The 18861-nt window shown below is 63.9% G+C and carries 20 protein-coding genes; all 20 read right to left on the bottom strand.

What is annotated here, in order from left to right:
* Positions 1-66 precede the first annotated feature (66 nt).
* Positions 67-516 (bottom strand): flagellar biosynthesis protein, encoded by a 450-nt coding sequence (locus GC162_12790; GenBank protein ID MBI1369516.1) that lies wholly within the window; start codon positions 514-516, stop codon positions 67-69.
* Between the two features lie 6 nt (positions 517-522).
* Complete coding sequence (locus GC162_12785; protein MBI1369515.1) at positions 523-945, bottom strand: hypothetical protein; 423 nt, start codon at positions 943-945, stop codon at positions 523-525.
* A gap of 35 nt (positions 946-980) precedes the next feature.
* Positions 981-2507, bottom strand: a complete 1527-nt coding sequence (locus tag GC162_12780; protein ID MBI1369514.1) for a hypothetical protein — start codon at positions 2505-2507, stop codon at positions 981-983.
* Positions 2504-3214, bottom strand: a complete 711-nt coding sequence (locus GC162_12775; GenBank protein MBI1369513.1) for a hypothetical protein — start codon at positions 3212-3214, stop codon at positions 2504-2506. The genes GC162_12780 and GC162_12775 overlap by 4 nt, the downstream gene beginning before the upstream one ends.
* Entirely contained in the window at positions 3211-3681 is a 471-nt protein-coding gene (gene fliJ / locus GC162_12770; GenBank protein MBI1369512.1) for a flagellar export protein FliJ, read from the bottom strand. Before fliJ ends, GC162_12775 begins: the two co-directional genes overlap by 4 nt.
* A gap of 15 nt (positions 3682-3696) precedes the next feature.
* Positions 3697-5061: a FliI/YscN family ATPase gene (locus GC162_12765; protein ID MBI1369511.1), complete on the bottom strand. Its 1365-nt coding sequence runs from the start codon at positions 5059-5061 to the stop codon at positions 3697-3699.
* The gene (locus GC162_12760; protein ID MBI1369510.1) at positions 5058-5795 is read right to left on the bottom strand and encodes a hypothetical protein; all 738 of its coding nucleotides are present in this window, start codon (positions 5793-5795) and stop codon (positions 5058-5060) included. The genes GC162_12765 and GC162_12760 overlap by 4 nt, the downstream gene beginning before the upstream one ends.
* 45 nt (positions 5796-5840) lie before the next feature.
* Complete coding sequence (fliG, locus tag GC162_12755) at positions 5841-6872, bottom strand: flagellar motor switch protein FliG (protein ID MBI1369509.1); 1032 nt, start codon at positions 6870-6872, stop codon at positions 5841-5843.
* A 28-nt stretch (positions 6873-6900) separates the two neighbouring features.
* On the bottom strand, positions 6901-8568 hold the full coding sequence (locus tag GC162_12750; GenBank protein ID MBI1369508.1) for a hypothetical protein: 1668 nt from the start codon (positions 8566-8568) through the stop codon (positions 6901-6903).
* A gap of 90 nt (positions 8569-8658) precedes the next feature.
* Positions 8659-8967, bottom strand: coding sequence for a flagellar hook-basal body complex protein FliE (gene fliE / locus GC162_12745; protein ID MBI1369507.1), 309 nt, complete (start codon positions 8965-8967; stop codon positions 8659-8661).
* A gap of 39 nt (positions 8968-9006) precedes the next feature.
* The gene (gene flgC / locus GC162_12740) at positions 9007-9411 is read right to left on the bottom strand and encodes a flagellar basal body rod protein FlgC (GenBank protein ID MBI1369506.1); all 405 of its coding nucleotides are present in this window, start codon (positions 9409-9411) and stop codon (positions 9007-9009) included.
* 17 nt (positions 9412-9428) lie between these two features.
* Positions 9429-9827: a hypothetical protein gene (locus tag GC162_12735; GenBank protein MBI1369505.1), complete on the bottom strand. Its 399-nt coding sequence runs from the start codon at positions 9825-9827 to the stop codon at positions 9429-9431.
* A gap of 147 nt (positions 9828-9974) precedes the next feature.
* Positions 9975-11363: a response regulator gene (locus GC162_12730; GenBank protein ID MBI1369504.1), complete on the bottom strand. Its 1389-nt coding sequence runs from the start codon at positions 11361-11363 to the stop codon at positions 9975-9977.
* A complete protein-coding gene (locus GC162_12725; protein MBI1369503.1) occupies positions 11347-12222 on the bottom strand; it encodes a hypothetical protein in 876 nt (291 codons plus the stop codon). The genes GC162_12730 and GC162_12725 overlap by 17 nt, the downstream gene beginning before the upstream one ends.
* A 9-nt stretch (positions 12223-12231) precedes the next feature.
* Entirely contained in the window at positions 12232-12699 is a 468-nt protein-coding gene (locus GC162_12720; protein MBI1369502.1) for a hypothetical protein, read from the bottom strand.
* A 39-nt stretch (positions 12700-12738) separates the two neighbouring features.
* Positions 12739-15168 (bottom strand): tetratricopeptide repeat protein, encoded by a 2430-nt coding sequence (locus GC162_12715; GenBank protein ID MBI1369501.1) that lies wholly within the window; start codon positions 15166-15168, stop codon positions 12739-12741.
* Positions 15165-15473: a MerR family DNA-binding transcriptional regulator gene (locus tag GC162_12710; GenBank protein MBI1369500.1), complete on the bottom strand. Its 309-nt coding sequence runs from the start codon at positions 15471-15473 to the stop codon at positions 15165-15167. The genes GC162_12715 and GC162_12710 overlap by 4 nt, the downstream gene beginning before the upstream one ends.
* Before the next feature lie 345 nt (positions 15474-15818).
* Positions 15819-16400: a DJ-1/PfpI/YhbO family deglycase/protease gene (locus GC162_12705; GenBank protein ID MBI1369499.1), complete on the bottom strand. Its 582-nt coding sequence runs from the start codon at positions 16398-16400 to the stop codon at positions 15819-15821.
* A gap of 204 nt (positions 16401-16604) precedes the next feature.
* On the bottom strand, positions 16605-17786 hold the full coding sequence (locus GC162_12700) for an aminotransferase class I/II-fold pyridoxal phosphate-dependent enzyme (protein ID MBI1369498.1): 1182 nt from the start codon (positions 17784-17786) through the stop codon (positions 16605-16607).
* Between the two features lie 84 nt (positions 17787-17870).
* On the bottom strand, positions 17871-18269 hold the full coding sequence (locus GC162_12695; protein ID MBI1369497.1) for a hypothetical protein: 399 nt from the start codon (positions 18267-18269) through the stop codon (positions 17871-17873).
* Positions 18270-18861 lie beyond the last annotated feature (592 nt).

Here is an 18861-nt window from a genome sequence, read left to right as displayed (position 1 = left end):
CGAGTTTCTGGACGGCGTCAGTCGTTCGGCCGTCCCGGGCCTCCCCAAATGGGGTCCAGCCGCTGGTTAAAGTTTCAATCGATGCGATCCGCTCGGCGTCGGCCGCGCGGTCGGGTCATCCACCATCATCGCCGAGTCGATCTGCGTCACCACCCCGTCCCGCATCCGATCAGCGTCGATCGCCGTCAGCACCGTGCGGTTGGGAATGTTCACGATCAACCCTAACTGATTCATCATCATCAATGCGTCCCGCGAACCTTTGGCCTCCGCCTTGTCCGCCGCCGCCGACAGCGCCTGCATCTGCGCGTCGCTCAACTCCACGCCCCGCTCATTGAGTCGCTGCCGCGCGTGCGATGACAACTTGAGCGGCTGACTTCCCGCGCTCGCCGCATTGTCCAGCATCTGCGCGAAGCTCTGCTGATGCACCGGCGTCTTCGCCCGCGCGATCGGCGACGGCGCGCCGGCCGGGCGAACGGACGGTTCGAGCAGTTTCAATAAGTTGGATGCGTCGGACATGGCGCTCTATTTGTTGAGGATGCTCGCGTCGGCGATGTCCGTCACGCGGTCCATCGAAATCGTCTGACCCGTGTCCAATTCCAGCATGACGTTGTCGTCGACGACGCGCACCGACGACACCAGCCCGCCCACCTTGTTGTTGTTCGCGTCGAGCCCCGCCACCACCTTCCCGATCAGCCCGCCCGCCGAGCTGACCTGGTTCTGAAGCACCATCGCCTGAAGGTTGTCGTTGAGCTTGAGCTGGCTTTCGATGTTGCGCAGACTCGAAATCTGATCCAGCAGCTTGCTCGAATCCTGCGGTGAGAGCGGATCCTGACTCTGCAGTTCGGTCATGATGATCTTGAGAAAATCCTCGCTCGACAGGTCGGCGTAGCGATTGCTCACGCCGGCGCTCGTCGTCGAAGATTCACCCACGCCTGAAACAGCCATGTTCGACTCCTGCGGCTCGTCGCCGCGTTATGGGTTCACGCCACCAGGTCCAAAAGTTCACGTTCAAAATTCGACTGCCTCCCCGATCCGTCCCGCGCTTCGCCCCCGCCGCCCTGCCCGCCGGGGTTTTCGCCGAACGATCCGCGGCTCTGTCCGTCCGGCGTGTTGTCCTGATCGGCGAAACTCTGCTGCGACGGGGCCGCGGCGGGCGTGTGCACATGCAGGTGATCGACGACGAGCCCGTGGCTTTCCAGGGCATGACGCAACGTCGACATCTGCTGCTCCAGAGCGCTGCGCACCGACTGATTCGCCGCCTCGAACGTCGCCCGCACCGTGCCGCTGTCCATCTGCACGCGCACGCGCAGCGCCCCCAGCTCCGGCGGATCGAGCCGCAACGTCACGCTCCCGCCCTTCTGATTCACCACGCTCTTGAGCGCTCGCACCGCCTGCTCCGTGACGCGCGTGTCGTTGAGCCCGTCGGCATCGCTCGCCGCCGCATGATGCGACGCCGCCGCGACGCCGGTCTGATGCGCCGGCGGCGCGGACGTTGCGTCCGCCGCCGGATGCGACGCCGTGGTGGCGAGCACCTCCGAAGGAACGCTGCTTGCCTGCACGGGTGTCGTCGTCGTTGGCGCTTCGATCTTGATGCTTGCCGATGTTTCGTTCGCCGCGCGCTTCAATTCCAAGACACGCGACGAGTCGCGCGAATCGTGCTTGCGATCCTTGTCGTGATCGGGTGTCGGTGCATGCTCCGCAACCGGCTTCGTCGCGGCCGGCGTGACGACGGGGGCGGCTTCCTGCGCATTCGCCTTTACCTGCGGCGCGTCCTTCGGTGCTTGGACCTGCGTGTCCTTTTCCTGGGTCTTGACCTGCGGCTTGATCAGCGTCGCGGTCGCCGCGGCATCCTCCGCCGGCTTGACCGTCTGCGTCACTTCCGGCTTGACCGATGCGTTTTTCTCAATGGGCGCCGCCTGCTTGGCGTGTTTCGCTTCGGGCTTCACAACCGCTTCGCCACGCGTTTCGCTCTCCGGCTTGTCCACCGCCGGTTTGACGGGCCCGCGGTTCAATCGCGCGTTGGCGGCGGCGTCGATCTTCGCCTGTTTGGCGGCGATCTGTTTGGCGAGCTGCGCCGCCGCCTCCGCCTCGGCATCCGCTGCCGTCGGTTCCGCCTGCGTCGTCACGACCGCCGACGCGCCCGCGACGGCGGCGGCGTCTTCCGGGTCGCCTTCCTCCTTCGCCGCCGGTTTCTCATCCGCCTTCTCTTTGGCCTTCACCTTCGTCGGCGTCGGCGACGCGTCCGCCGATTCGATCTCCGTGTCGGGCTCGTCCGTCGCATCCACGTCCGAGCGATCCTTGGGCGAGGCGTCCGCCGATTCGATCTTCGTGTCATCGCCGGCGTTCTTGGTTGCACCGTTGCCGGACTTGCTCTTGGGCGGGGGCACGTCGGATTTGCGAACCGCATCGTTGAAATGCGCATCGAACTCGCCGCGGTCCTTATGGACCGGACGCGGCGGCGTCGTGGCGATCAGATTCGACAACAGATCCAGGTTCGCGAGTTTCATCCGACGGACTCCGTGGCTTTGACGAGGTCGCTTCCGCGGGCGCGCAACTGCTCCGTGAGCTGCACCGCCTTGGCGACCTCCTCGGGGGTCTTGAACTCCTTGAGCACGCCTGCCGCCTTCCGCGGCTGCATCGCCTCCAGAAACGCGACGACATGCTCGCCGCCGCCTTCGCTCATCAGCTTCACGAACATCTCCTTGACCTGCTTGGGCGGCAGCGTTTCATAAAGCTCGACCGTCTTTTTGAACCCTTCGTCATTGCGCTGCTGCTCGATCTGAGCCAGCCGCTTTTGCAGCGTCTGCTTCTCCTTGAGCAGTTCGTTGTACTGCCCTTCGACGCGCTGCTGCGCAAGCTGAAGACTGCGCTGAAGACTCTCCACTTCCTGTCGCGTGCGCTCAAGCTGGCGGAGCGTGATCTCGTTGCGCTCCTGTTCGCCTTCGAGTTTCTGCGAGACGGTTTCAGGCCCGGCGTTCTTGCCCTCCAATGCGGCGATGCGCTGGGCCTGTTCCGCCGCCGCTTCGTCGACCTTCGCCTGCTCCTTCGCATCCGCCGCCGCCTGCGCGATCGTCTTCTCGAACACCGCGCGGACGGCTTCGAGGCGCTCGCGGTTGACACGGTCCGTCGCCACCATGTATCCGACGAAGCCCAGCGCCCCCAGAATGTGGAGGATCGCCATGATCGCCAGAACATGGAAAGCGGTCTTCATCATCCGGCGATCGCCCTGATGTTGCGGCCATGGGCCTGGGTGGCGATTTCATCCAGCTCGTTGGTCTCGCGCTTGTTCATCTGCTGACGCCACTGCGAGAGGTGGCGATCATGCAGCAATTCGATCGCCTTGCGCTGACGGGTGGCTTCCTGAAGCTGGGTGCGCGCGTGTTCGATCTGACGGTGCAGCGCCAGCAGTTTCACCGCGATCTGCTGGGCGCGGCCGGTGACCTGCGCGACGTGCGCGGCGTGCTGGCGGATGCGGTTCACATCGACCTGCCCCACCAGCGCCCCGCCCATCTGGTGCTTGTCATCGCTGATCGTGCCCTGCATCGTGCGCAGGTTCGACTGATAGATCATCTGCTGGCGAAGGAGCTTCGCCAGCGCGCGCTGCCGCTCGTCTTCCACGAGTCGCCGATGCCGCAGCACGGCTTCGAACTTGAAGGTGAATGTCGCCATCCGTGGCTCCATGGGTCCCTGACCCGGTTAGGCGGCCGATGCGCCGGCCCCGGCGCCCTTGCGCCGCAGGCGACCGGCCTGTTGCATCACCTGAGCCGCCGACGCCAGAAGCTGCTGACGCGACTGCTCGAACGTCACCGCCTCGGCTGATCGCTGCTGCAAAAGTTGCTCGATGATCGGGCGGCACTCGATGGCCAGATCGAACTCCGGGTTCGACCCGCCGGCATACGCTCCAATGTTCACAAGGTCCTCGACGTCCCGGTACGCGCTGATGAGCCGGGCGATCTGCGCCCGCGCTTCGCGATGCGCCTCGTCCGTCACGTCGTTCATCACGCGGCTCACCGAATCGAGCACGTCGATCGCCGGCCAGTGACCGCGATTGCCCATCGCGCGCGACAGGACGACGTGACCATCGAGAATCCCGCGGGCGGCGTCGGCGATCGGCTCGGTCATGTCGTCGCCTTCGACGAGAATCGTGTAGAACCCCGTGATCGATCCCTCGCGCGTCCGGCCGGACCGTTCCAAGAGACTCGGCAACGCCGAGAACACGCTGGGCGTGTACCCCTTCGTCGCCGGCGGCTCGCCCGCTGCGAGGCCCACCTGTCGCAACGCCTGACAAAACCGCGTGACCGAGTCCATCAGCAGCACCACGTCGAGCCCTTCGGCACGGAAGAACTCAGCGACCGATGTCGCATAACGAGCCGCTCGAATGCGCATCAGGGCCGATTCATCACCCGTCGCGGCGACGATGACGCAGCGGTGCATGTTCGCTTCGCCAATGTTGTGTTCGATGAAATCGCGGACTTCGCGGCCGCGCTCGCCGATGAGTGCGATGACGGAAACCTGCGCTTGTGTCTGTCGCGCCATCATGCCCAGCAGCGTGCTCTTTCCGACGCCCGGGCCGGCGAAGATGCCCAATCGCTGACCGCGCCCGACGGTGAGCATCGCATCGATCGCGCGGACGCCCGTGCCCAATGGCTGATCGATCGACACGCGTTCCATCGGGTCCAGCGGCCTCGGCGACAGCGCCCGCGCGACCGTCTCGCGCAACGGCCCGCGACCATCAATGGGCCGGCCCAATCCGTTGACGACGCGGCCGAGCAACTGCTCGCCGACTTCCGCCACCTGCGTCGCCTGCGCGCTGACGACGCGGTCGCCGCGCCGAATGCCCGTCGTATCGCCCAGCAGCATGACCAACGTCTGATCGTCGTCGAACCCGACCACTTCGCCGCACACGTGACCCTGCCTGCCGCCGACGCGCACCATCGCGCCCACCGGCAGCGACAGGTCCGACACATACAGCGTCAATCCCTGCACACGCGACACCGTCCCCGCCAGTTCCGGCGACATGAGGTGCTCGAGCGTTCGGTATGTGTCAGTGAAAAGCGTCATTCCGCTTCCGTTCCCTCCATGCCCTGATCCGCGCGCGCCTCGTGCGGCAACAGCGCGTCGATGAGCCGTTCAAGCTGCTTGTCGAGCGAAGCGTCGATGCGGCCCTTGCCGAAGGTGATGACGCATCCGCCGGGCGCGACGTTGGCGTCGTCGACGAGCGTCGCATGTTCGATGCGCTGCGTCTCGTCGAGCAGTTTGGGCATCGCATCGCTCACCAGCGCGCGATCATCGGGATGGATACGGATCGTCACATCACACGGCCGGGCGACATAGCTGATCGCCTCGGCGACCTGGTCCACGACGATCGACGCATCGACCTTCGGCACGCGCCGCACGACCTTCGACGCCATCTCGATCGCCAGTTTCAGAATCGACTGCCGCGCTTCGAGCAGCATCGCCCGCCGATCCGCATCCCATTGACGCGCCGCGTTGATCCATGCTTCCTGAAGCTTCACCAGCGCCTCGTCCGTCTTGCGGATCGACTCGATGCGACCGGCCGCGCGACCGGCTTCGAATCCCTCGGCCTTGCCCTTGGCGAAACCTTCGTCATGGCCGATCTTCGACGCGGCATCCGTGAGCCGCTTCGCCTCCGCCTTCGCATTGGTGAGGATTTCATCCGCCTGGCGCTGCGCCCGCTCGATGAGCACGCGGGCCTGCCGGCGGAGATCGCCAAGGTCCAGCACGATCGCGTCGTGGGAGATGCAGTCAGCTTGGGAACGTTTGATTAAGGCCATGTCATTGACTCAAACACGCCGCGAGCGGCGTCGCTAAACGGTGACTTAAACGATCATTTCCTTTTCGCCCCCGCGGCCGGCGATCATGATTTCGCCCGCGTCCTCCAGACGCCGGACGATGTCGACGATCCGCTGCTGCGCCGCCTCCACATCGCTGATGCGCACGGGGCCCATGTACTGCATGTCCTCCTGAATCAGTTCGCGGGCGCGTTCGGACATGTTGCCGAAGACCTTGTTCTTCAGGTCCTCGCTGGCCGTCTTGAGCGCCAGCGCCAGTTCGTCGTTGTCCACTTCCTTGAGCACGGCCTGAATGCCCTTGTCGTCGACGAGCAGGATGTCCTCGAAGACGAACATGAGCCGGCGAATCTGCTCGACGAGATCGGGGTCTTCGGATTCGAGGCCCTCCATGATGCCCTTCTCCGTCGTGCGGTCGCAGAGGTTGAGCATCTCGGCGACGCTCTCGACGCCGCCGGCTTTTTCGTAGCTCTGCGTGAGCATGCTCGACAAGCGCGATTCGAGACCCTTCTCGACTTCGCGGATGACTTCGGGGTTGGTCTGCTCCATGTTCGCGACGCGCTTGACGACTTCGATCTGCTTCTGGCTGGGCAAGCCCGCCAGGATTTCCGAGGCCTTGTGATACGGCAGATGCGAGAGAATCAGCGAGATCGTCTGCGGGTGCTCGTCCTGAATGAACGTGAGCAGGTTTTCGCTCTCGGCTTTCTGGAGGAAGGCGAAGGGCGTGCGCTGCACGTGCGATGAAATCTGGCCGATGATCTTCGACGCCAGTTCGGGATTGACATTGTTTTTCAGGAGATTCTTGGCGTAGTCGAGTCCGCCTTCGGTGGCCCATGCCTGGGCCATGAGCACATTGTAAAACTCCTCGACGACCTGCCGGCGGACCATCGGCGGGACCGATCCGATCGACGCCAGTTCGCGCGAAATGTCTTCGATCGCGCCTTCGCCCATGTTCGAGAGAATCGCCCCCGCCGCTTCCTGACCCAGCGCCAGCATCAGCACCGCGGCTTTCTGAATGCCGTTGAGGTCTTCGATCTTCTCGATTTTCGAAACTTTGGGCATAGTTGTCGCACCGGCTGCGCCCGGCGCCTCATTCGGTCTTGTTCACCCACCGCCCGAGCAATGCCGCCACTTCCGACGGATTGGCCGTCACCATGTCGTTGACCTGCTCGGTGAGCTTGCGGTGACGGATCTCCGATTCGTCAAGCTCGACGCCCGTCATCGCCGGGTCGGCCTCGTCCGCCTGCCCGATGAACTCGTCCTCCGTCATCACCTTCGGCGGCAGACCCGCCAGTTCCTGCAAGGTCGGGACCGGCGGTTTCTGATTGGCCTTGCGCACCATCAGCAACATGAGCCCCACCGCCGTCAGCGCCAGCGCACCGAGACTGATCATTTTCATCGAGCCGGTCGCCATGAGCGTGCTACTGAATCCGGCCGGCGCGGCGGTGCCGCCGGGTCCGCCGAAGCCGGCGCCGCCGTCGGGGAACATGTCCACCACGACTTCGCCCGGCGCCTTGGCCGTCGCCACCAGCGGCTCGACCTGCTTCTTGATCCGCTGAAGCGCCGCATCGACGATCGGCGTCAGCGCCTCATCCGTCGGCTCGGGCGTATCGGCGGCCTTGCCCTGCTTGAAAAGCATCACGAAATAGCTGCGCGGGATGTTGACCGTCGCGCTGATTCGCGTCGGCGCGCCGCCGGGATTGACGGATTCCTCCGTCGTTTCACCCGCAAACGTGTTGGACTCCGTCTCGGTCGTCTCGCTGGTCGATTTGCTGCCGCCGTTGGAGGCGATGATCGTCGCGCCGGCGTTGGCGGCTCCGGCGTTGGAGCGTACGCCCGGCTCCCCGCCGTTGCCTTCCGTCGACGACGTCTCGGTGCTCTGCGTCTTTTCGTGATTGGGCAGCGTCAGACTCTTGTCCTTGTCGTAGCTGCGCGTGTTGGCCTTACGCTGGGTGATGTCGACTTCGACGTTCACGGCGACGATGACGTTGTTGATGTAGCCCAGCGCCCGGCCGATTTTCTCGCGGACGTATTTTTCCTGGGCGTTGATTGTTTCCAGATAGTCGCCGGGGAGCACTTCGCCTTCGGGGCGGACTTTCCACTGCCGGCCGGCGACGGCGTCGATGACGTTCACGTCCTCCGGCCGCATCTCGGCGACCGCGCCGCTGACGAGCCCGGCGACGGCGTCGACCTTCTTCTGGTCCATCGCCCCGCCCTCGAGCACGAGATTCACCGCCGCGGTCGGACGCTGATGCGTCGCGCCGAAGCCGGTGTCCTGCGGCGGGGAGATGATCACCGTCGCATCACGCACCCACGGATACGCCCGCAGCACCTGCGCGAGCACATTCTGCTTGGCGATGTTGTAGACCTGCCGGTTCTGCTCGCTGGATTTCCACCAGCTCTGATTGTCCACGACGAGTTTCTCGAATCCCTGCGTCGTGTCGTCGGGCAGCGCCTGCTGCATCTGAAGCGTGGCGAGGACCATGAGCTGCTTCTCGCGCGGTACAAAGATTCGGTCTCCGACGAGTTTGTAGGTGATGCCGCGCCCGTCGAGCGTGGCGGTGATGCGCGCCTGGCGCGGGGCGTCGAGCGCCTGATCCAGCACGGGCACCATTTCCGGCGAAGCCGCCCACTGAAACATCATCCACAACAGCATCGGAATGACCACCGCCAGCGTGATGATGAGCATCTTCTGGCTCAGCGTCAGCTCGAGCATTCTCGCGTGAATCTGCGTCATCCAGCGTCGGACAAAATCCATGAATCGGCCTCCATGCCGAAAGAAGCTGTCAGGTGTCAGGTATCAGCCGTCAGCCCTTGTGGCTGAACGCTGATGCCTGACGGCTGACCGCTACACTCTGAGCTGCTTGATCTCGTCGTATGCGTCCATCATTTTGTTGCGCACCTGCAAGAGCATTTTGAACGCCATGTCCGCTTTCTGCTTGGCGATCATGACGTCGGCCATGTCATCCCGCCGTCCCGCCGCGATGTCCTCGATCGCCGCCTCCGCGTCCTGCTGAAGCTTGTTGACCTGCTCGATGTTCTTGAGCAGAACATCCTTGAAGCTCGGGCCTTCCGCGGGGGCGTTCCCGCCCGACTTACCTAGCGTCGGGGCCTGTAGATTCGCCGTCTTTCCAATGAGTCCAAGCGGATCCGTCATCGCGTCACCTCAAAGGCGGTGATCATCACCGCGTCACAACTATGCCAATAGCCGCAGCGCCGAGTTCATCATGCTCTTGGTCGATTCCGCGGCCGTGATGTTCGCTTCGTACGCCCGGCTCGCCTCGAGCGCATTGACCATCTCGATCGCCGGATCGACATTCGGGTAGTTCACGTACCCGTCCTTGTCCGCATAGGGGCTGCCCGGCTGATACTTTTTCTGAAACGGCGCCGGGTCGAGTTCGATCTCCTTGACGTGCACGCCCAGATCCGACCCCGTCGCCGGGTCGCCCGCGGCGAAGATCGGAATCCGACGCTGATACGGAGCATAGTTGCCCTTGGCATCGAGGATCGAATTCTGATTCGCCAGGTTCGCGGAGATCGTATTGAGCCGCGTGCGCTGGGCGATGAGTGCGGAAGTTGAAACATCAAGTGCGCCGAACATAGTGGATCACTCCGTAATTAAACCTGCCCGCGAATGGCGACCTGGAGCAGGGAAAACTGGTTCTTGAGCATTTCCAGCGCCGCGTTGTGCGCCATCGTGTTCTCCGCCAGCGACTTCATTTCATTTTCGAGACTGCGGTTGTTGCCATCGTGGAAGCGGAGGTTGTCGTGCAGTTTCTCGACGACGAACGGCGTGTTGTCGGTCGAGGTCTGCGCCGTGCCGTGCCGCGCCCGCCGGGCGTCGATCGCTTCGCCAAGCTGCTCTTCAAAGGCGCTGACGGATAAATCCGTCGGCTGATAGTTGGGCGTCGAGAGATTGGCGATGTTGTTGATCAGATGGCGATGGCGCTCGCTGGTGAACTGCACCAGCCGCTCCAGTGCGGGCATCGAACCGGTGTTGAACAGACCTTCAATCATGCCGACTGCTCCAATCGCGCGACGAACCAACAAAAACACCCGCAACGGTCATGCCGTGCGAAATCCCGCCGATTTTGCGGCAAATTCGCATCAGCCATCATGCCTCTCGGCAAAATATGCGCCGCATCGGCGCAATACTTGCGCTGTTCAAAGCGTGCTGGCGACAAGGCGGTCCTCCTTCCATTTCTTGAGCTTGAGCCCGAGCGTTCGGACGCCGATGCCCAGCGCCTCGGCGGTCCGCTGGCGATGACCCTCGAATCGCCCGAGCGTCCGCACGATCACATCGCGCTCCAGTTCCTCGAGCGTCTTGCCCTCGATGGTCGGCATCGCCGCGTCGGTCTCGCTGACCACCGCGCCGCAGAGCCAGGGCTGAATCGTTCCCGCCACGATCGTCGGCCCGGCGGTCAGCACGGCGGCGCGCTCGCAGATGTTCTCCAGCTCGCGCACATTGCCGGGCCAGGCGTAGTCCATCAGCAGCCCGATCGCCTCCACGTCGAACCGCTTGGCCTCGCGACCGTCGCGCAGCGCCTGACGCATCAGAAAATGCTCCGCCAGAAGCGGCACATCCGCCCGGCGCGCCCGCAGCGGCGGAATTCGAATCGGCAGCACGTTGAGCCGGAAATACAAATCCTGACGGAAGTCGCCCGAACGCACCGCCTGTTCCAGATCGCGATTCGTCGTCGCGATGATGCGGACATCGGTGTCCATCGTCACCGAGGAACCGACGCGCTCGAACTGACGCTCCTGAAGCACGCGAAGCAGTTTCGCCTGCACGGCCAGACTGATCTCGCTGATTTCATCGAGCAGGAGCGTTCCGCCGTCGGCAAGCTCGAAGCGGCCCTTGCGCATCTGGTCGGCGCCGGTGAAGGCGCCTTTTTCGTGGCCGAACAGTTCGCTTTCGAGCAGACTGTCGCTGAGCGCGGCGCAGTTGAGGGCAAGCATGATGCGGTCGCGCCGGGGGCTGGCGGCGTGAAGCGTCTGGGCGACGATTTCCTTGCCCGTGCCGGATTCACCACTGATGAGCACGGTGCCGTGGCTCGCGGCGACCTGCTCGATCTGATCGCGAAGCTGATTCATCACGGTGGTGCGACCGATCATTTCGCGCCGCGCGGGGCAAGCCCCGCCGCTGAAGGTGGACTTGAGCGCCTGATTCTCGACGGCCAGTTCGTGATGACGCACGGCCCGACGCACGGTGGCGACCAGTTCGTCGCCCTCGAAGGGCTTTTGAATGTAGTCGAACGCCCCCTGCTTGAGTGCCGCGACGGCGGTCTCGACGGTGGCGTACGCGGTCATCAAAATGACCGGCAGGTCCGGGTCGATCTTGGTGATGCGGGCGAGCAGTTCGATGCCCGTCATGTTCGGCATCTTCAAGTCCGTCACCACCGCGGCGGGCCGATGACGCGCGATCATCGTCAGCGCCATCTCGCCGTCTTCGGCGGCGATCGGCGCGTGCCCGTCGCGCGCCAGCGTCGCCGTCACGCTGTCGCGCATCATCTGCTTGTCATCAACGACGAGGACTTTAGCCATGGCGAACATCTCCTGCGATCGGCGGGAAGGTCAGTGTGAAGACCGCGCCCTGATCTTCGGGGTCGTTGTGCACGGCGATCGATCCGCCGTGGGCGTCAACGATCCGGTGCACGATCGGCAGACCCAGCCCCGTGCCCGTGGCGCGCGTGGTGAAAAACGGATTGAAGATGCGGTCCACATCCTCCGCATCGATGCCCGGCCCGGTGTCGGCGATCGTCAACACCATCGACACGCCCTCGCGCTTCGCCGCCAGCCGGATGACGCCGCTTCCGGGGGTCGCCTCGGCGGCGTTGCGCACGAGGTTCACCAATGCCTGGTGCATCTGCTCGGCATCGCATTCGAGCGACAGGTCGGCGGGGTCGATGTGCGTGACGATGCGAATATTCGCCGCGTCGATCATGGGGCGCACCGCGTCGATCGCCCGGCCGAACAGTTCAGCGACTTCGACGGGCGCGGTGCTGAGGCGGAGTTGGCGGGCGTAGGTGAGCACATCGCCGACGATGCGGTCGAGTCCGCGCACGGCCGAGGCGATGCGCTCCGCCAGATCGCGCTGCGGCACGCGATCGGTCAGATCGTCGCTGAGCATGCGGGCGTAGAGTTGAATCGACGCGAGCGGATTGCGGACTTCGTGCGCGATGCCCGCCGCCATCTCGCCCAGCGCCGCCAGCCGGCGGGACCGCTGCAGCGCTTCGTTGGCGGAGGCAAGCTGCTCCTGCAGGCGCACGACCTGGCGCGTGAGCGTGTCGTGGCTCTGCTGGAGGTTGTTGGTGACACGGTTGTAGGCCTCGATGATCTGGGTCAGCTCATCGAGCCGGTCGTTTGTCACGCTCGCCGGGGCGGATTGGGATTGCGAAGTCTGCACGCTCATGGGAGACGATCAGCCCTTGTAATCGGTGTAGCGGTTCATTTCCGGTCGCACGGCCGGGGCGCCGTAGGCGCGGTTGACGGCGGAGCCGCGGCGGACCTGTTGAATGTCGCCGACGATCTGCATGCGCTGAGCGGACAGGGCGGCGCGGTCCTTTTCGTCCTGCTCGACGATGGCGTCCAAGAGCGACTGCACGGTGCTGATGAGTTGCTGCACGCGCGCCTGCGTCATGCGATCGAGCTGCGCCCACAGCGCGGGCCAGTCCTGCTTGTACGGTTCGACGCGGCTGTTGAGCCGGGTCAGTTGATCGATGAGCTGCTGGCGCTGGCCGAGCACGGTCAAGAGCGGCTCGGCGTCGCCGGTGCTCACAAGCTGGGTCTGTTTGCGGGACAGATCGGTGAGCTGTTCGTAGATGCGCTGCTGCTGCTCGAGGAGACTGATGAGCTCCAGCGCCCAATCCGGTTGCGTCGAGACGGTCATCCTGACCTGCCTTTCGAGGGCTCCGCCCTCAGTGTGTGCCTACGGGGCCGGCTTGTCGGCACTGGTCATCGCCATCTGACTCGTCCAGTCGAGCCAGCGCTGCCAGTGCTTGCGGTTCATCGGCAGGTTCGGATCGTCGAACGCCGATTCGGGAATGCGTTTCAAGAACACCTTCGCCCGCTCATTGACCGCGCGGGCCTTGTCCCAATCCTTCAGTTCGCAGTAACTATTGACCATCTGCACGAGCGCCACCAGCGCGGCCGGCTCCTTGTCGTAACGCTGCACCGCTTTCTCATAAAGCGAAATCGCCCCGCCGGGCCCGTCGTACCGGCCCAGTTCATAAGCGCAGTCGCCTCGGTAGAAATAGCTGTTGCGGAGGTAGAGTTTCTGCAGATCGGTCAGCGTCGCCGGGTCGTGCGATTCAAAGGAGTTGATCACGCCGTCGAAACTCTGCTGAGCACGGTCGAGTCGGCGGGCGCGCTCGGCCTGAAGCGCCGCCTTCTTGCTGGGCGGAAGCTCCATCGCGAGTTTCTCATCAATCTGCTGCACCGATTTGCGATATGCGTCGCCCAACTGGAACATCAGTTCGGGCATTTGCGTCGGGCCGGCTTCGCCGCCGTAGCGCTCGGCGACTTCATCGAGGCGGGCGATCGCCTTCTCGTAGTCGCCCTCGGCGCCGCGGCGATAGTAAAGTTGACCGAGTTCGATCAGCGCTTCGCGATACTCCGTGCTCTCGGGGCGCAGGGCGGGGTGATCGGTGACCACACTCAAAAGCACCTGCTCCGCGAGATCGACTTTGGTCGGCCCCTGCAGGATGTAGCTGCGGGCGAGGGGGACAAGACTGGCGTACGCCTCGGGGCTCTTGGGGTGTTCTTCGATGAGCTGCTTGTAGAGCGCGACGGCCTGATCGTAATTGCCGGTGGCCTGCTGGGCCTGGGCGAGGCGGAACATGGCGGCGAGGTGACGCGGGTCGTTGGGCCGGGCCGTCACGAATTCGCCGAACACGGCGATGGCCTGCTTGTGCAGACCGGCCTTGTCGTAGTAGACGCCGGCGTTCCAGAGACTCTTGCCGTAGGTCTCGTCATCTTCGACCGTCACCGCGCGGGCGTGAGCGAGGTAATTGTCGGCGGCCTGGGCGAAGTGCTCGGCGACCTGGCGGCGCTGATTCTTGTCGAGCTTCTGCCAGTCGGAGGGCTTTTCGGTCTGATTGTCGGCGAGGCCGAGCCCTTTGCGGGCAAGCTGTTCGTGCGTGGTGGCGAGTTTGAGGAGGATGTCGGCGGGAAGCGGCGGATTGTAAAGCTGCTGAATCAGATTGACGTACTGAAGCGCGGTGTCATATTCGCCCTGCGCGAAGCGGAGGTCGAACTGCGTGGTGAGCGTTTCGATGAGCTGCTTGCGGAGGTCGGGGCTCGTCGCGGGGTCGACGCCGATGAGCTTGACCGCCTTGTCGAAGTCGGCGAGGGCCTGATCGGTGTACTGAAGCCGGGCGTTGGACTCGGCGAGGCCGATCAATGCGGGCGGATAGGCATGCGTCGAGGCGAACTGATCGACGACGTCCTTGAAATGTTCGGCGGCCTCGGTGACGTTGCCTTCGTTGAAGCGGATACGACCGAGGCCCAGCAGCACATCGGCATTGAGCGCATCGTCGGGCGTCAGCGACTGACGGGCGCGAAGGAGCCAGCGTTCGCCGTTGACCATGTCGCCGTCGTCCAGATACGCGAGCCCAAGCTGCACCATCAGCTCGCCCAGCGCGTCGACCTTGTCGTCCTGCAAGCGGGCGATGCGGCGCAGGAGCATATCCACCGCTTCCTTGACCCGATCCTCCTTCATGAGGAGTTCCGCCTGCCGAGCGGTGGCCCAGACTTCCTCGCTGGTGGGCAGCTTCGGCTCGGCGAGCAGACGGTCGATGAGCTTGCCGGCCTTGTCAGCGTCGAGGGGCTGAACCGCCATCGCCGTCGTGATCATGCGGCGGAGCAGGTGGTACCGCGCGTCGGCGCCGGCCTCGCCGCGCTCGGCCAGCAGATTCAGCCCTTCATCGGCCCGGCCGAGTTCGGCGAGCGAATCGACAAGGCGGTCGTACTGCTGATTGTCGAGCGTCTGACCCAGATCGCGCGCGGACTGATAGTGCTTGACGATCCCTTCATCATTGGACGCCTTGTTCCATCCCTTCGACCGCTGCGCCAGATACATCGTGTCGGCGGCGAGCAGTTCGAACTGTCCCTGCGTGGGCTTGGGCAAAGTGGGCATGATCCTGGCGAGCTCGTTGAGCGTCGCCATCGCGGTGTCGAACTGACCGGCGACGACCAAGGCCTGCACTTTCTGCAACTCCTGCCCGTACTGATCGACGGGCGCTTCGGGCTTGGCCATAAAAAGCCCGGCGGCGAACAGCGCGATGCTCAGCACGAGCACCGGCAGTTGCCAGACCTGCGACCAGCGCGGCGACGGGTTGTGGACAGCAGGGTCCGTCACGCTTCAGTTCCGCTCCGTGAGGGAAGTTCATCGACGTGCTGATGGGTAAGCCGCATGAGTCGCACGATCTGCTCCATGCGCTTGGTGCGCTTCATCGACGCGATCTGCGCCAGATGCTCGAAGACCGACTCGTCATAGAGACGATGCCCGCCGGGCGTGCGGTCGGATTCGTGAATCAGGCCCATGAGCGTGTAGTTGTGAATGGTTTGGCGAGAGAGGCCGGTGTGCTGGACGATCTCTCCGATGCGATAGCGTTTTGGAGGGATGGCCCAGGCGCTCGCCCGTTCGGGGGCAAAGGTGGTCATGTTGAAATCCTTTCAACGAGCCGACCAGATTCAGATTCGTCCGTCCGCTGACCTCCATGTCAGCCGGCGTCGCCGCAGGAGCCGACGGCGCGCGCGACGCGTCCGGTAATCCTCATCGACTAAGGAGCCGCGAAAACTTTTACATTTTGTCCAACAAATTGCGCCGAACATCATGAATAGACGCAAGATACGACGTTTTCCACAATCGACCACCACATATCGGCGCGAACGGCGTGTCGCACCACTATATATGGTGGCGAGGCGTCGGCGATCAGGTGTCAGCGATCAGCCAGAGGGCGCGCGGCGCGTCCGACTGACTGCTGAAGCCTGACCGCTGACAGCGATTCAAAGTTGAATCTTCGTGCCCAGCACGTCCAGGAACTGAGCGAGCCAGGCGGGATGCGCCGGCCAGGCGGGCGCGGTGACAAGATTGCCATCGGTGAACGCGGCGTCGATGGCGACTTCCTCGTAGGTTCCGCCGGCGAGTGTGACCTCCGGGCCAACGGCGGGGTAGGCGGTGCAGGCGCGCCCCTTCAGGACGCCCGCCGCCGCGAGAAGCTGAAGCGCGTGACAGATGGCGGCGATCGGCTTGTTCGCCTCCGCGAAGTGCCGCACGATCCTGATCACGCGCGGATCGAGCCGCAGATACTCGGGCGCGCGCCCGCCGGGGATGAGCAGCGCGTCATACTTTTCGGGATCGACATCGGCGAACGCCGCATTGAGCGTGAAGTTGTGGCCGGGCTTTTCGCTGTAGGTTTGAGCGCCGTCAAAGTCGTGCACCGCCGTGCGAACCTGCTCGCCCGCCTTCTTGTCGGGGCACACCGCATGCACCACGTGTCCGACCGCGGCGAGCGCCTGAAACGGCACCATGATCTCGTAGTCTTCGACGTAGTCCCCCGCCAGCAGCAGAATCTTCTTGGCCGCCATGTCAGTCCTCCTTGTCCTTTTTAAATCCGCCCATCAGCGCATAGATCACCGCGAATCCGCCGGCGAGCACGACGAGGCCGATGACCAGGATGCCGAGGAACGAAATGCCCACGCCCATGACGCGCCTCCTTGTTTAGCGGCGGGGCATCGCCCCGCGCTCTCGCCATCGAAACGTCGGGCTTTGCCCGACCGCTAAACGCATGATCACCACTTGATCTTCCCGATGCGCTCGACGGCTTCCCTGATGCGATCGACTTCGACCGTCAGCGCCGCGCGGAAATACTTGTCGCAGTGCGCCCCGAATCCCCCGCCGGGCACCATGACCACCGCCGCTTCCTCCAGCACGCGCCCCACGAAATCCATCGAACTCATCCCCTTCGGGCACTTGCCCCACACAAAGAAACTCGCGGCACACTTGGGCGTTTCAATACCGATCGCGCCCAGGCCGTCGCACAAGGCGTCGCGCCGTTGCCGATACGTCTCCGTCATCGCCTTCACTTCCTCGTGATCGTAATGATCGAGCGCTTCCTTGCCCGCCCACTGCACCGCATTGAACTGGCCCGAGTCGCTGTTGCCCTTGACCTGCGCCAGCGCCGCGATGACCTCTCGATTCCCCGCCGCAAAGCCCAGTCGCCAACCGGTCATGTTGAACGTCTTGCTCAGCGAATGCATCTCGATCGCACAGTCCATCGCCCCCGGCACTTCCAGAATCGACCGCGGCGGCTCATCAAAATACGTCTCCGAATACGCCAGATCCGACGCGATGATGATCCCGTACTTGCGGGCGAACTCCACCAGCGATTCGTAAAACGCCATCGGCGCCACCGCCGCCGTCGGATTGTTCGGATAATTGACCCAGATCAGCTTCGCCTGCGACGCGACATCCTCCGGAATCGCACTCAAATCCGGCAGATATCCGTTCGCCTCCGTCAGGTCCATCTTCCAGGGCCGCCCCCCCGCGAACACCGCCCCGCTGTGATACACCGGATAGCCCGGCGAGGGCACGAGCACGATGTCGCCCGGATTGACGACAGCCAAGGGCAGATGCGCGATCCCGTCTTTCGAGCCGATGGTGGTGAGAATCTGCGTCGCCGGATCGAGCTTGACGCCGAAGCGGCGCTCCATGAACGAAGCCGCCGAGTCCTTGAACGCCGGCACGCCTTCGTCAAACGGATAGCGATGATTCTTGGGGTCGTAGATCGCCTTGGCCATCCGATCGATGATGAACTTCGGCGTCGGCCGGTCCGGATCGCCCACACCGAGATTGATCACGTCCGCCCCGCTGGCGATCTTCGCCCGCTTCTTCTTGTCAATCTCAATAAAAAGGTATGGCGGAAGGGCCTTCAAACGGTCCGACTTCTCGATCGTCCTGCTGCTTGTCGCCATCTGCGTCATGATCCGTGTCTCCATTGCAAAAACAATGCGGAAACACGGATTGTAGCACATCCCCCGCCGATCGAAAACGTCCGCTTACGCCCGCTGGGCCGCATGCGCCGCGACCTGTTCGAGGATGTGCCGCGCCGCCGCCCCGTTGTAATACTTGCGGTCCAGACACGCCGCCGCCCCATGCTTGACGACCCAGTGCCCGACCATGCTGTCCGTGGCGTCGATCAGCACGACCACCGGCAACTCCGGCCGCTCCCCGCGCAGAGCCCTCAACTCCATCAGACTCCGCCCCGGTGCGTTGAGGTCCAGCACCGCCGCGCCGTACCCGCCGCGCTTCACTTGCTCCAGACAAGCCGCCATATCCGATGTGAAATCCGCCGACATCCCGTCAGCCAATAGCGCCGACCAGAATGGGTCGTTTGCATGCGTCGCGGGCGAATCGCCCAGGACCATCACGCGCAGCGGCAAACCGCCATGACTCATGACCAAGTCCCTCGGAACCGTCCAACCCTGTCGTATCCCCGGGCACACGATGTGCCCCCGAAATCGGCCACCCGGCGTGGCGATACGTTCAACATACCCGACGAATCCCGCCCTGACAAACAAATTCCAGCGAATCGCCGACGCCTTTTGCCGACGCTCGCCCGCCCGCGCATCCGCCGGGCAACTCCCCCAAAAGCTCGTCCCTCCGCAGCTCCCTCCGGGTACCCCCGTTTTCAACGTCCCATCGCCGATTTCCGCATCCCTTTTCCCGATCGCCGCACGCACGGGCGCGCCCATGCGCGCGCCCAAGGCAACTTCCTCGCCCTTCGTGCCCCGTCAATCAAGCACTTACAAACGCTCGTGCGCGCGCCCGAGGCAAATTTGCCATCCCCATGCGCGTTTCGCGACGCGCCCATGCGAAACTCGCCCCATGCTCCCCCCGCGCTCCCCGGTCCCCCAATGGAAAATGGCAACTGGAAAATGACCAATGGAAAATCGGATCCGTCTTCCATTTTCCATTGCCCATGTTCCATTAGCGAAGTAGGGTGGGTCAAGCGCAGCGGACCCGCCACGCGAGGCGTAGAATGATTCG

The organism is Planctomycetota bacterium, assembly GCA_016125255.1.
In the GTDB taxonomy this organism is placed as follows: domain Bacteria; phylum Planctomycetota; class Phycisphaerae; order Phycisphaerales; family Zrk34; genus RI-421.
Note: the sequence above shows the minus strand (reverse complement) of the source record. Positions and strands in the feature narration are given on the sequence as shown.